General features: G+C 64.6%; 11 protein-coding genes and 1 riboswitch. Of the genes, 5 read left to right on the top strand and 6 right to left on the bottom strand.

The features are described 5' to 3' along the window. On the top strand, positions 1-189 hold a 189-nt coding region (locus LQR33_RS23440; protein WP_231470654.1), incomplete at its 5' end, for a hypothetical protein. Between the two features lie 50 nt (positions 190-239). Here LQR33_RS23440 and LQR33_RS23435 read toward each other — a convergent pair. Further along, positions 240-1019, bottom strand: coding sequence for an HAD-IIA family hydrolase (locus tag LQR33_RS23435; RefSeq protein ID WP_021476393.1), 780 nt, complete (start codon positions 1017-1019; stop codon positions 240-242). A gap of 322 nt (positions 1020-1341) precedes the next feature. Beyond that, positions 1342-1506: riboswitch (M-box (ykoK) riboswitch) on the top strand. Between the two features lie 77 nt (positions 1507-1583). Between LQR33_RS23435 and LQR33_RS23430 the strand changes: the two genes are divergently transcribed. Further along, entirely contained in the window at positions 1584-2609 is a 1026-nt protein-coding gene (locus LQR33_RS23430; protein WP_166438083.1) for a magnesium transporter, read from the top strand. Between the two features lie 61 nt (positions 2610-2670). Here LQR33_RS23430 and LQR33_RS23425 read toward each other — a convergent pair whose 3' ends face one another. Together LQR33_RS23425 and LQR33_RS23420 are read right to left on the bottom strand one after the other, a co-directional pair. After that, positions 2671-3606: an ornithine cyclodeaminase family protein gene (locus tag LQR33_RS23425; RefSeq protein ID WP_231470653.1), complete on the bottom strand. Its 936-nt coding sequence runs from the start codon at positions 3604-3606 to the stop codon at positions 2671-2673. Next, positions 3593-4558, bottom strand: a complete 966-nt coding sequence (locus tag LQR33_RS23420) for a threonine/serine dehydratase (protein WP_221667428.1) — start codon at positions 4556-4558, stop codon at positions 3593-3595. The genes LQR33_RS23425 and LQR33_RS23420 overlap by 14 nt, the downstream gene beginning before the upstream one ends. Positions 4559-4844: 286 nt before the next feature. On the opposite strand from LQR33_RS23420, the gene LQR33_RS23415 reads away from it, so the two are divergent. Then, positions 4845-5492: a helix-turn-helix transcriptional regulator gene (locus LQR33_RS23415; protein ID WP_221664031.1), complete on the top strand. Its 648-nt coding sequence runs from the start codon at positions 4845-4847 to the stop codon at positions 5490-5492. 113 nt (positions 5493-5605) lie between these two features. Next, entirely contained in the window at positions 5606-7327 is a 1722-nt protein-coding gene (locus tag LQR33_RS23410; protein WP_231470652.1) for a GGDEF domain-containing protein, read from the top strand. Positions 7328-7334: 7 nt separating this feature from the next. Here the strand turns inward: LQR33_RS23410 and LQR33_RS23405 are convergent, their stop codons facing one another. From LQR33_RS23405 to LQR33_RS23395, 3 genes are all read right to left on the bottom strand, one after another. Further along, on the bottom strand, positions 7335-8729 hold the full coding sequence (locus LQR33_RS23405) for an alkaline phosphatase family protein (protein ID WP_231179967.1): 1395 nt from the start codon (positions 8727-8729) through the stop codon (positions 7335-7337). A 21-nt stretch (positions 8730-8750) separates the two neighbouring features. Further along, entirely contained in the window at positions 8751-9317 is a 567-nt protein-coding gene (locus LQR33_RS23400) for a hypothetical protein (protein WP_221664033.1), read from the bottom strand. Positions 9318-9499: 182 nt separating this feature from the next. Beyond that, the gene (locus LQR33_RS23395; RefSeq protein ID WP_231470651.1) at positions 9500-10564 is read right to left on the bottom strand and encodes a hypothetical protein; all 1065 of its coding nucleotides are present in this window, start codon (positions 10562-10564) and stop codon (positions 9500-9502) included. Between the two features lie 591 nt (positions 10565-11155). Between LQR33_RS23395 and LQR33_RS23390 the strand changes: the two genes are divergently transcribed. Continuing rightward, entirely contained in the window at positions 11156-13405 is a 2250-nt protein-coding gene (locus tag LQR33_RS23390) for a M9 family metallopeptidase (protein ID WP_231470650.1), read from the top strand. Positions 13406-13521: the final 116 nt, after the last annotated feature.

Raw genomic sequence — 13521 nt, 5'->3', positions numbered from 1 at the left:
GCGCTGGCGCTGGCCGGCATGCTGATCCACGCGCTGAGCCGGCCATCCGCGCCGCCGGACGCGCTGCCCATCCTGGCGATGTCGGCGCTGCTGGCGCTGATCGGCGCCTGGGTCAGCCCAAGGGCGTTCCCGCGCGGCGCAGCCGGACACACCGACGGCGTGGACTTGCCGGTCCGGCATCAGCATTGACACCCGGCCGTTCGCCAAAAAAAACGGACGCCGAAAGCGCCCGCTCCGCCTCACAGCGCCTGCGGGTCGATATCGGCGACGCTGCCGAACACGTAGTCCGGCTGGTAGGGGAATTGCTCCATCGATTCGCGGCTGGAGACGCCGGACAACACCAGCGCGGTGCACATGCCGGCCTCCAGGCCGCCGACGATGTCGGTATCCATCCGGTCGCCTATCATCACCGCCTCTTCCGGATGCACGCCCAGCTTGCGGGTGGCCAGCATCATCATCAATGAGTTGGGCTTGCCGACGATGTAAGGTTTCTTGCCGGTGGCGGCCTCTATCGCCGCCAGCAGCGTGCCGGCGGCCGGCTCGTAGCCGCCGCCTTCGATAGGATCGATCATGTCCGGATTGGTGCCGATGAACTTGGCGCCCTGGTCGATGAAGCGCACCGCCTTCTTGATCTGCTCGAAGCTGAAGGTCTGCGACTTGGCCACCACCACGTAGTCCGGGTGGGATTCGGAAATGGAGAAGCCGACGTTGTACAGCTCGTTGATCAGGCCGGCGCCACCCACCACATAGGCGGTGGGCATCGCCTTGCGGGTCTGGCTTTTCAGGAACATCGCCGTCGCCATCGCGCTGGTGATGAAGTTGTCCTCGGTCAGCCCGCCGATGCCCAGGCTTTCCAGTTTCAGCCGCAGGTCCAGCGGCGTCTGCTCGGCGTTGTTGGTCAGAAACAGGAAAGGCGTTTTGGTGTCGATCAGAAGCTGGATGAATTCGCGCGCGCCGGGAATCAGCTGCTTGCCGCGGTAGATCACGCCATCCATGTCGGAAATGATGCTTTTGCTCATACGGTGTATCCAGAACACGAGTGCCGGTTGCGCGGGCACGATCGCGGGCCGCGGCATGCCGCCGCGACCGGAACAGCATAGCACGGCCGCAAAACAGCCAGATTGCGCCAACACCCCCATGTCCATCATCCCACAAGGATATTGCGCGAAAACAAACATGCAAACGATATTTATTCGCTAAAAACGAAAAAACCATGGAACAAACAAAACTTTTCACATTCAGACCGTCTGTTCGGCACGCAACGGCGACTCGGTTTCAGACAGGATCGGAACCGGCGTCCGCCATGCGCGCCGGCGTTTGTTCATCGCTTCAAATAAAGATGCAGTGTCTCGTTCGGCGAGGCTCCTATGCAAACACAGGTCACTGATCTGACGACGTCGAGAGACGCCCAAGGTTAGGACAGGCTTTATCGGATTAAGGTTTAGCCCAAAGTGACTTCCAACGGATACGTTGCATAGTGCCAAAACCTAGACGCGGAGATCGCTTCCTGCACTCTCCTCCTGGTTGTCGCCCCCATTGAGAACTGTTTGCGGTTTAAACAGCTAAACGGGGAGTTTCTCACCATGACTTACGTAGCAAGCCACACCCTCGCCGCCGGCAACGCGGCGGAAATCAAACTGAAGGAAACCGTCGCCTCTTATATGAGCGTGTCCCTGATCACGCTCAGGCGCGACATGAAGGCCGGCGACGCCCGCGCCCACATGCTGGGCCAGTTGCGCGACGACGACGTGCCGGCCCAAATCTTCGTCACCGACGACAGCGGCTTTCTGCACGGCCGGCTGTCGCTGAAAACCCTGCTGACCGAGAAGGACGACGCCCGCCCGGTATCCGCGCTGATGCAGTCCATCGATTACTCGGTCGAACCCGGCCAGCTGCGCCGCGACGTGGCGCCGGAGCTGCAGGAAAAGTCGCCTGACACCGTGCCGGTGGTCAGCGGCGGCAAGCTGGCCGGCGCGCTGTACGAGCGCGAGATCGCCGTGCTGATCCGCGACGAAGAAACCGACGACGCCCAGCGCCAGGGCGCCAGCCTGCCGCTGGACACGCCCTACCTGGAAAGCAGCCCCTGGGCGCTGTGGAAGAAGCGCCTGCCCTGGCTGCTGCTGCTGTTCGCCGCCGAGGCCTACACCAGCACCATCCTGAAAGTGTTCGAAGAGCAGCTGGAGGCGGTGATCGCTCTGGCCTTCTTCATCCCGCTCCTGATCGGCACCGGCGGCAACAGCGGCACCCAGATCACCTCCACCCTGGTGCGGGCGATGGCTGTCGGCGAAGTGGGGCTGCGCAACCTGGGCGCGGTGCTGCGCAAGGAGGTGACCACCTCGGTGATGATCGCGCTGGCCATCGGCCTGGTGGGTCTGTTCCGCGCCTGGATGCTGGGCGTGGGCAACGAAGTGGCGCTGGTGGTGTGCCTGACGCTGGTGGCCATCACGGTGTGGAGCGCCATCGTGTCGTCCATCATCCCGATGGTGCTGAAGAAGATGCGCATCGACCCGGCCGTGGTGTCGGCGCCCTTCATCGCCACCTTCATCGACGGCACCGGCCTGGTGATCTACTTCAACATCGCCAAGCTGGTCATCACCGACCTGGCCTGATCACCGCCCTTCCGCGCGGCCCCGATTTCCGGGGCCGTTTCTCATGGTCCCGCCGCTGGCGTCAGCCCAGCACGCTGGCGGCGATGGCCGCATCCTGCGCGGCGACGCCCGTCAGATCCGCCAGCGTGATGTCATTGTCGCTGCGCCGCAGGCGTGCGCGCCGCGCCAGCGCGTCGCCCAGCTCGACGATGCGGGCCGGGTCCAGCAAGCCGGCCTTCACCGCGTGCGACAACTCGCCAAAGGCCGCGCACTGCTCCCGCGAATCGGCGAGCAGCACGTCGGCCTCGGCCGCGATGGCCGGGTCCAGCTCTTGCTTGCCGGGGCCGTCCGCTCCCAGCGCGGTGATGTGGGTGCCCGGACGTATCCAGCCTCGCCGCAGCAAAGGCTCGCGCGACGGCGTGGCGGCGATGATCAGATTCGACTCCGCCGCAGCCGCGCGCGGATCGGCCGCCGGCCGTGCGCGGAAGCCCAGCGTCGCGGCGAAATCGCAAAACGCCACGGCCTGGGCAGCCTGCCGGCTCCACACGCTCAGCTCGCGGCAGTCGGTCGCCGCCCGCAATTGCTCCAGCTGGGCGCGCGCCTGCTCGCCCGCGCCCAGCATCCCGATGCGCGCGACCCGCGACGGCGCTAGCAGCCTGGCGGCCAGCCGCCCGGCCAGCGCGGTGCGCATCGTGGTCAACCAGCCCTGGTCCTGCAGCAGCGCCAGCACCCGGCCATCCCGAGCCGACAAGGCCAGCATCAGGCCGTCGTTGCTGGGCAGCCCGCGCGACGGATTGTCGTAGAAGCCGGTGGACACCTTGACCACCAGCGCCTCCTCGCCGGCGATGTGCGCGGACTTGACGCAGCAGTCGCCGTTAGCCTCGGCGAAACGGAAATTCTGTACCGGCGCCGTTTGGACCTGCCCGCGCGAATAGGCGATGAAACCCGCCTCCACCGCGGCCAGCGCCCGATCCGCATCGAAGCGCGCGGCGATGGCCTCGCGGTCAAGCAGCAGCATGGCAAGCCTCCAGGAAGGTCTCCAGCTTGATGTTGCGGCCGCACAGCACAACCGCCACCGGCTTGCCCTGGTAATGCTCGGCCAACTGGATCAACCCCGCCGCCGCGACGCCGGCCGCGCCCTCGACGATCCAGCGCTCGGCCTCGGCGATCTTGCGCATCGCCGCCTTGATCTCGGCCTCGTCCACCAGCGCGGTGCGGCCTATCACTCGCCGCGCGATGGGCAATGTAATGGCGCCCGGCTCCACGCCGCCGGCGGTGCCGTCGGAAATGGTGTCCAGCTCTTCCCATTCGACAACCTCCCCCGCCAGCATACTCCGGTACAGCGCCTGCGAGCCCCTAGGCCAGCAGCCGACGATCTCGGTCTGCGGGCTGACCGCCTCCAGCGCGGCGCCGATGCCGGAAATCATGCCGCCGCCGCCCACCGACGCGAACACCGCCGCCAGGCCGGGATGCTGCTCGGTCAGCTCCATGCCTATCGTGCCCTGGCCGGCGATGACATCGATGTCGTTGTACGGCGGGACGAAGGGCAGCCCCGCCCGCTCGGCGCGCCGCGACGCCTCCAGCTCCACTTCCAGCATCGGCGCGTCGATGGCGACCACCTTCGCGCCGTGGGCGCGGATCGCGTCCAGCTTCACCTCGGACGCCGCGGCCGACGCGTACACCGTGACCGGCACGCCGGCCAGCTTGCCGGCCAGCGCCACGCCCAGGCCGTGGTTGCCGCTGGACACCGTGGCCACGCCCAGTCGGCGCGACGCCGCGTCCAGCAGCCGGATCTTGTTGCTGGCGCCGCGGAACTTGAAGGAGCCGGTGTGCTGCAGGTGCTCGCACTTCAGATACACCTCGCAGCCGGTCAGCGCCGACAGCGCCGGGCTGCGGCTCAGCGGCGTGACGGCGACCTGCGGCCGCAAGGCTTGATGGGCGTCCGCTATGCGCGGGTACAAATCATTCATGGTGTCGCGTCCCGTCGGTTTGACCGGCGGCGGGCATGGCCGCCGCCGGAAATTTGGTACTTGTCTCGGACAAATATAGACAAAAATTACAAAATAGACAACAAATACAAAAATTGGCCGATAGAAAGCGCCATGGATTTTGCCGATCCGGATAAGAGAATGGTCGAATAACAGAGAATTAATAAGGTTTTCAACCTGATCGCCGGGTGAGGCATACAGACGACACTGTCCATAATCGAGACAAACTGTCTATAATCTCAACCATCACCCCCACTCATCCGCCGTCATGCGCCGAACCACGCCCTCCCCGGTGAAAGACCTGCTGCTCAACCGCTACGCCCATATCGCCGATGGCGTCGCCGCCTTGTTCCACCCCTATGTCGAAGTGGTGATCCACGACCTGCACGACCAGACCGTGCTCCACATCGCCAATAATCTGTCGCGTCGCGAGCCGGGCGACGACTCCGCGCTGGAAGAGATACCGGGCACGGCGCGCGAGCGGGTGGTCGGCCCTTATGAGAAGCTGAACTGGGACGGCCGCCGGATGCGCAGCGTCAGCGCGGTGCTGTTCGACGACCAGGCCAGGCCCGCCGGCATGATGTGCCTTAATTTCAATATCGCCGTGTTCGACGAGATGCGCGGCGCGCTGGACATCCTGCTCAAGGGCGCCGGCGTGCGCCCGCAGCCAGCCGAGCTGTTCCGCGACGACTGGCAGGAACGGATCAACCTCTTCCTGCACAGTTGGCTGCGCGAGCGCGGCGCCAGCCTCAACACGCTGGGACGGACGCAGAAACGGGAACTGGTGGACGCGCTGCACGCGGAAGGCGCGTTCGGCGGCAAGAGCGCGGTCAACTACGTGGCCAATGTGCTGGGCATGGGCCGCGCCACCATCTACAAACGGATCAAGGAACTGCGCGAAAGCGCTGGCGGATAGCGCGCAGCAGAGGCCGGGCGCGGCGAATTTCCCCAGCCGCGCCGCCGCCGCGCATATACTCAATCTTGCACAGCGTCTGCGCTGATCGCAGCATTCCTTGCACTGAACGACCGATGCGCCTGTCCAAGATATTCACCATCGTCACCTTCGTTCTGTTCATCCTCGCTTGCCTGCCGCTGGCCTGGATCATCAACGGCGAATGGGCGGCGTACCACTCGGCCGACGAAGGGCTGGGATCGATACAGATCGCCCATCTCGCCATGGTCGCGGTGGAAAGAATCGCCACCGAACGCGGTCCCGCCAACGCGCTGATAGGCGCGCCTGCCGGTGGCGGCGACCGGGAAAAGCTGCGTGTCGCCAGGCTGGCCAGCGACCGCGCGCTGCAGGACCTGGTCACCGCGTTGTCGCCATCCCGCTCCGTCTACCACCGGCAAGCCCTGGCCGCCATCCGCCTCGCCCGCTTGCGGTTGAGCGAAGCCCGGCATGACATGGACCGGGCCATCGCCGATCCAGCGCCGACCGCGGCGGAAATCATGGCGCCGATCCGGCGGATGTTCGATGTGGTACCCGCAGTGCTGGAAGCGGTGAACGCTCTCTCCTTCCAGGCGTCCAGCGTCTCCCCCCAACTGTCCAATCCGCTCAGCGGCGCCCGCTTGGCGACCGAGCTGCGGGAATACGCCGGCCGGCTGGGCTCGACGCTGACTCCCTCTCTGGCGGAAAGACGGCCGCTGACGGAAAGCGAGGCCAAGGAGGTTTTCATTCTTCGTGGCCGCATCGAGCAGTTGCGCGGTACCATCCGTCTGCGGCTGAACGTGCCCACGACGCGTCCGGTCCAGTTGCAAGCCTTGTCGCGCATGGAAAACCAGTATTTCCATGACGGGCTGGCCCAAGTGGACGACATTCTCCGCTCCAGCCGCCGCAGCCAGCCGCATGCGATCAGCCCGGCCGGCTTCACCAACGCCTACGTGCCCACCCTGCACAGCATCGTAGAGCTTCGCGACACCATGCTGTCGACCGCGGCCGATGAAGCGGCCATCCAGCAACGCGCCGCCTTCCGCCATCTGCTGGCCGCCACCGCGCTGGGCGTGATCGCGCTGATCGCGCAACTGGCGCTGTTCGCCTACATCCGCTGGCTGATCGCCAAACCGCTGCTGGCCGCGTCCAAACTACTGTCAGACATCGCGGACGGCAAGCTGGACACCGAGTTCCCCCCCACCCTACGGAAAGACGAAATCGGCGATGTATTGCGCGCCATCGCCATTCTGCGGCGGAACAACCGGGAAAAGCGCGTGCTGGAACAGGAACGCCAGCGGCTGATAGACGAGCTGACCGAGGTATCGCGGGTCGACTTCCTGACCGGCATCGCCAACCGGCGCGCGTTCACCCAGGCTGCCCACGCCGAGATCGCGCAAGCCCGGCTGACCAGGGAATCGGCGACGCTGATCCTGTTCGACATCGACCATTTCAAACGGGTCAACGATCAGCACGGCCATGACGCAGGCGACGCGGTGCTGATCCATGTTGCCGCCATCATCGAGCGCGCTTGCCGGGAAGGAGATCTAGCCGGCCGCTACGGCGGCGAGGAATTCGTTGTCTTGGCCGGCCACGGCGGCGCGTCATCCGGCGAAGCGCTGGCCGAGCGGCTGCGCGCCGCCATAGAGGAATCGCCGTGCTCGCTGCCTTCCGGCCTGCAACTGGCGGTCACCGCCAGTTTCGGCGTCGCCACCCTGAACGAAGCTTCGTCCACACTGGAATCGCTGCTGCAAGCCGCCGATCGCGCGCTATACGCGGCCAAACGACAGGGCCGCAACCGGGTGGTGGTGGCCAAGAACTAGCGCCGCCTCAAGGCGGCCAGCCTAAACCAGAAAAAGTTCGGGCCGCCGAAGTACCCGCAGCGCTGTCCGATCCAATAGGCAGCGGCAGCGGAGCCGGGCACTCCGGGATGTCATCACGCGCGCGGGGCGTCTGCAGGGCCAACGCCCTGCCGAAACTCGCCGCGTTCTCGAAACGCGAAGCGGCCAGCAGCGGCGCGCGTCCACCCTTGCGCGCGATCTCCTCCAGGGTTTTGCCTATGGACAGATGATCGTAAAACGTATGTTCTATTGTCGCCTGCCGCACGTAGGGGGAGATGACGATGGCCGGCACCCGGACCCCATAGCGGTCGAAGCGGAAGTTGTGGCGGGTCAATCCCGTCGGTTGTGCGGCGGCGAGCGCCGGCGCACCCGCGGTACCAGGCAAAGGCGGAATGGCATGGTCGAAAAAGCCGCCATGCTCATCGAACACGACCAGCAAGACAGACTCATCCCAATATAGCGACGCCTTGATGGCTTCGTACACCTTTCTGACCAGGGCTTCGCCGGCGCGGACATCCCCGGTGGGATGCATGGACTCTCCCTCGCGGAAGCCTCCTAGGGGATCGTAGCGCGGCTCGATGAACACGAACTTGACTTGGTCGCCCAATCCGCCGGAGGCGAGCCGGCTCAACAAATCATCATGCTTGATGAAGCGCTCTCCCCGCCCGTTTTCATCTACGCCTTTTATCGACCATGACTGCGGCGTGTCGCCATGCGCAACCAACCATTCATCAGGCGCCAGCCTTGTCAGCAGAGAGTCGCTGCCGTTACCGAACTTTTCTCCGTCGAAAAAATCCGAGCCGACAACGCGCAGGTCGGACGGCGAATAGTCCAGCCCCCACGAAGTGCCTGCCAGCGCGAAAAAACGGTTGGGCCAGGTAGGCCCAGGCATGCTGGAAAACCAGCGATCGCACACCGCGAACTGGTGCGCGAGAAAATTCAACACCGGCAGCTGATCCGGCGAAAAACAGCGCATGGCACTCGCGATATCGAATCCATACGCGTCAAGACAATATGCAAAACCCAAGTCGTCCGGGGCTTCAGCCATCTTAGGATACACGCCGTCCTGCGCCAGGGACACGCTGTCATTCCGTATTTCCCAGTTGCCGGCCCTCACGCCTCTGCCACAAAGCTGGACCAGCGCGTCAGAGAATTCGTGCCCGGGATCGAAATCAAGCCGGTAAGGCGCGCCGGCGGCTACGCCATGTGCCCGGCTTGAAGCGTCGAGATTGCTGTAGCTCGGCTTGCCAAGCAAACCGTCCGCGTGCGTTGGCGCGCCTTCCGGCGTCCAGCCACGCAAGTCGGACCAACCAAGCAGATTATCGTAGGACCGGTTCTCCAGCATCAGGACAAAGAGCTTCTTGATGGACGGATTGATGGACATCTCGCCACCTCCCAGAACACGCTATTTGAAAACCGATGACAGCTTGTTCACGCCATAGGGCAGAAACAATGTCGCGCCGCCGGCGAAATACGACCAGGCGCCCTGCGCAGCCTCGATCGACTGGCCATTGCATAACTGCCAGAGCACGTAGTAGCCGATGGCGAGGAAAAAACTGCCCAACACAATGGTGCCTACCATGGCGATCAGTCTCGATACGCTAGGCGCCATCGGAGGCATTGCGCCTGCCGCCGGCGGGGGCGTGCCTTCCGGCAATGCCGCCTCCTCCATCAGCGCATGGCTCAGCCTCCATCCCCCCGCGCGCAAACCCCTGACTACGCCGATCAGGGCCGTCAACCAAAACAGCGTCACGCCGGCCAGCAACGTGATCGTCAGCCATTGTGGAAGCCCGGCGGTTTTCTCCTTCCCGGCATCAACCGCAGCCTGATGCGGGCCGGCGGCGATGCCGCCTGGCGGCTTGTCTGCTGACGGCGAACCGCTTGCCGCCGCTTGCGCCGCTACCGGAGCGGATGCGGATTCATCCGCCCGAGCCGCCGGAATCGCGCCCGCCCAGAGAATCAGTCCCGCCAAACAGGCGGCTCTCAAACCACGGCCTATCCGCGCGTCTACTTGCATGGATCCAAACATGGAAAACTCCTTGGACTCTCGGCCGGACGGCAGCCAGCGCCTGATGGCGCATTGCCATGCCGAGGGCTTTGTCTGGTCCGACTCAAAGCGCGTTCAACCCGACGCGCCCCTGCGGCCCTCGTGGCCTACCTCCCGTCGCCGGGCGCATCCGGGCGCTTGCGGGCGCCGGCCCTAGCGGGCTTGCCGCCATAGCTCTCCCTAGACACGCTGGTCGCGCCGTTCTTTGCCAATTGGGTCAGCAAGTCAGGAATGAAGCGTTCAGCGAAGCCGAAGAAAAAAGCCCACACCGCCATTTTCCCGTAGTCCGCCCCCGCCAAGAGGTATGGCAGGGCCAGACTGTCGCAGGTTGCGCCCGATGCACCAAATTGCGGCACCAGCCTGGCGCTCAGAAAAGTGCCTCCCAAACCGCCCGCCAGCAGCCAAAACCCCAAAATGCCGAACACCGCGCCGCTGGCCAGCGCCAGATACAAGCTCCACGAGCCTTCCATCAGCATCGCGACGCTGGCGCCCGACTGCACAGCGGCGCCGGCTTTCTCTCCAACGCTCTGGATGCGCTGCAACACGCTGGCGAAAGCCCCGAGAATTCCAAAAATGGCGGAGAGCGCCAACGCGCAATCCGTAGGGTGCCCTGTGGATAGCCAGTAATAGACGCCTCCCGACAGCGCCAGCACCAGAGTGAACAAGCCCAACCTGAAGCGAAGCCGGTCGAGCGCGCTCTCCCGACGCAATGCCCGGAAATAACGTTGTTGCCCCAGCAGCACAGCCCTCCTCAACTCGCCCCGATCAACCGCGACCGGTCTGCCGGGCGCCGCCGGCATGGGCGAAACTCCGGCAATCCGGCCTTCAAAGGTCCGCTCGGCGTCCATCAGTGAGAGCTTGGGATCGACATCGGTCGGACAAATCAGCGCCAGCATGTCATCGCTGGCGAGTTCGACGCACAACATTTCAAGCTCGAACAGCTCCCCCCAGGTGTAATGATCTTTTCTCAGCAACTCCCCAGCGCGCGCCTGCAAAAGGTCATGAGTCCTGGCGCTCGGCAAGATGGTCCGCATCGTGGCCTGAACCTTGAGCACATAGCCATAGGCACTTCGAGCCACGCGCCGGCTTTCGGCGCTATGCGGCTCGATGTCGGCCTGCTGCCGACCGACGCTGATGGACGGTCCTGGCAGTTTGAATAGAAAGGTGAACATCGCGAGCTCTCCCGAAGGATTCATCAATCATTGGCGATTCGAAATCAGGACGGGCGAAACAAGCGCCGCGCATGAGGCGGCAATGAGTAGCGGGTCGGCTTGCGATGCGAACGGATGGGCCCGCATGCGCTGGAGTGGCGAGGGATTTTGTCGAACGCATGACCTGTCATCACTTTTGACGTCCAGGCCAATCAATTCAAGTTAGTACGAATACCTACTCTGATGCCGCAGGGCAAAGGCGCGCCCATCCAGCTCAGCGGCATGCCCTTCCATGGCAGATGCCGGCCGAAGCCCTAGCGGCCTCCACCCAGGCCCAGGCCGAGCCAGTCCAGAAACACGAAGGGTTTGAGCTTCCTGCCAAAACGCCCCGGTCCCGGATCAGCGTGCCCTACCCCAGCCGCAAGCATTTGCCGGCGGCGGTAAGCGCCTTCGTCGACATCGTGGCGGAACGGCAGTCGCGGAGCGCGCCGTCCGCCTGAGCGAATTTGGCAAATCTGCGCGCGGCGGCGAAAAGACTCGCCAAGAAATGCGCAGGGCCGCTTGGCATGATCTTCCGGTCAGGGAAACGCCCTGACTTTCCGGAGACAGAATATGCGAAGCCTTCCCCTCGCCGCGCTGTGCCTGGCCCTGGCCGCGGCGCTGTCGGCGCCGGCCCACGCCGCGCCAAAAACCTACAAGATGCCGCACCAGGCCAAGGCCCAGGCCAAACCCAGGCAGCCGGCGCCGCCCAGATTGTGGCGGCTGCTCCCGCCGACCGATTTCCAGTCCCGCTACCATTTGCAGGACAACCGCACCGTGATCGGCAAACCGTTGAAGAAACTGGTTCGCCATGCGGCCACCCCGCAGTGTCAGGACATGAACGCGATGGCCAGCCACAGCGGCGCCGACCTCGCCAATTACCTGGCCACCCTGCCCGACTACACCTGCGCCTACGGCCTGTTCGCGCTGGACAAGAATCTGGCCGCCACCATTTACAGCGCGGCCAACCTCAACGCCGTAGCCGGCCGCTTCGCCCAGGAGGCCGCGGCTTACAATGCGTCGTCGATGACGCTGGTCAACCTCGCGCTCTACCTGCGCGCCGGCTACTACCTGGCCAGCACCGGCACGCTGCCGGCACTGGACGCCAATCTGCAGGCCGTGCTGCGGCCCGGCATCAAGCAACTGGCCGACGGCGCGGCGCTGTTCGCCGCCAACAGCCAGGCGCCGACCACCGCCAACGAGGTGATGACGCTGATCACCAATATGGCGGACGAGGCCTATTACCTGCCGTCCATCCGCGCCATCGTCCAGCGCTACACCAACACCGCGGCCAAACCCAACGCCGCGCAGGCCTTGCGCGAGACCACCGCCAGCCAGGGCTTCACCGGCGCGCTGACCGTGTTCTTCTACGCCCACGGCCGCGCCAACGCCGCGCCGCTGCTGCAGAACGACGGCAGCTACTCCGCCGCGCTGACCCAGTTCGTCCAGGCCGACAAGGCCAGCCTGCTGGGCACCGAAACCGCGTTCCAGCTGGGCGACGCCACCCGCGAAGGCCTGCGCTTCATGCAATACCCGGCGTTGAAGCCGGCGATCAAGCCGCAAGTCAAGGCCATCCTGGCCGGCAGCAGCATGACCGGCGCCGACAACGAGCTGTGGCTGGCGGCGGCGGAGGCGGTGAAGTATTACGACAACGCCAGTTGCGGCGAATACGGCACCTGCGATTTCGAAACCAAACTGGCTGACGCCATCCTGGTCAACCGCTACACCTGCAGCCCCACCATCCGCATCCGCGCCCAGGAAATGACCACCGACCAGATGCAAGCCTCGTGCGCGCTGCTGCAGAAGGAAGAGTCGTACTTCCACCAGATGCTGCAGACGCGCAACCAGCCGGTGGCCAACGACAACAGCACCTCGCTGGAGGTGGTGGTGTTCGACGACTACAACAATTACTCCAAGTACGCCGGCGTGATCTACGGCATCTCCACAGACAACGGCGGCATGTATCTGGAAGGCAACCCGGCCGATCCGGGCAATCAGGCCCGCTTCATCGCCCACGAGGCCTCGTGGCTGCGTCCGGTGTTCAAAGTATGGAACCTGGAGCATGAATACATCCATTACCTGGATGGCCGCTTCGACATGTACGGCGACTTCTCCGCCGCCACCCAACAGCCGACAGTGTGGTGGATAGAGGGTCTGGCCGAGTACTTGTCGCTGCGCAACGACAACCAGACCGCCATCGACGTCGCCAAGACCGGCAACTACAAGTTGAGCCAGATCTTCGGCAACACCTACGACATGCCGGACTACGTCACCCGCGCCTACCGCTGGGGCTATATGGCCACCCGCTTCATGTTCGAGCGCCACCGCGCCGACGTCGACGCGATGCTGCCGCTGTTCCGCAAGGGCGACTACGCGGGCGGCTACATGGGCATGATGCGGCAGATCGGCAACCGCTACGACAGCGAGTTCGCAGCCTGGACGCAAAGCGCCACCACCGCCGGCCAGCCGCCGCTGCCGCCGACAACCGGCTTGCCGGCCTGCAACGAGGGCTATCCCGAGCGGCTGGGCAAGAACTGCTCGATTTCCGGCCTGACCTCGTCCGGCGCCGCCTATGCCACCATCTGGGTACCGGCCGGCGCCCGCAACCTCCGGCTGTGGACCAGCGGCGGCAGCGGCGACGTGGACCTCTACGTGGCAAAAGACCGCTATCCGACGCCGGCCAACTACGACTACGCGTCGGCCGGCGCCGGCAACGAGGAATCGGTAGCCATCGCCGCGCCGCAGGCAGGCCACTGGTACTACCTGACGCTGCAGGCCAAGCAGCCGTTCGCCAACGTCGCTGTCAGCGCAAGCTACGAGTAAGCAGCCGGTGAAGCCAAGCGGGCCATGCTTAACGCATGGCCTGTTTTCTTGCCGCTCGGGGGACCGCCAAAACTTGCAAATCGCATGAACATGGCGCATGGTACTTTTAATAAATG

This window comes from Chromobacterium piscinae (assembly GCF_021129175.1).
GTDB classification, from domain to species: domain Bacteria; phylum Pseudomonadota; class Gammaproteobacteria; order Burkholderiales; family Chromobacteriaceae; genus Chromobacterium; species Chromobacterium piscinae.
Note: the sequence above shows the minus strand (reverse complement) of the source record. Positions and strands in the feature narration are given on the sequence as shown.

Bases quoted from the DNA above. Each gene is read 5' to 3' on its own strand.
- LQR33_RS23435 (WP_021476393.1), bottom strand. From the start codon at position 1,019: ATGAGCAAAAGCATCATTTCCGACATGGATGGCGTGATCTACCGCGGC.
- LQR33_RS23430 (WP_166438083.1), top strand. From the start codon at position 1,584: ATGACTTACGTAGCAAGCCACACCCTCGCCGCCGGCAACGCGGCGGAA.
- LQR33_RS23425 (WP_231470653.1), bottom strand. From the start codon at position 3,606: ATGCTGCTGCTTGACCGCGAGGCCATCGCCGCGCGCTTCGATGCGGAT.
- LQR33_RS23420 (WP_221667428.1), bottom strand. From the start codon at position 4,558: ATGAATGATTTGTACCCGCGCATAGCGGACGCCCATCAAGCCTTGCGG.
- LQR33_RS23415 (WP_221664031.1), top strand. From the start codon at position 4,845: ATGCGCCGAACCACGCCCTCCCCGGTGAAAGACCTGCTGCTCAACCGC.
- LQR33_RS23410 (WP_231470652.1), top strand. From the start codon at position 5,606: ATGCGCCTGTCCAAGATATTCACCATCGTCACCTTCGTTCTGTTCATC.
- LQR33_RS23405 (WP_231179967.1), bottom strand. From the start codon at position 8,729: ATGTCCATCAATCCGTCCATCAAGAAGCTCTTTGTCCTGATGCTGGAG.
- LQR33_RS23395 (WP_231470651.1), bottom strand. From the start codon at position 10,564: ATGTTCACCTTTCTATTCAAACTGCCAGGACCGTCCATCAGCGTCGGT.
- LQR33_RS23390 (WP_231470650.1), top strand. From the start codon at position 11,156: ATGCGAAGCCTTCCCCTCGCCGCGCTGTGCCTGGCCCTGGCCGCGGCG.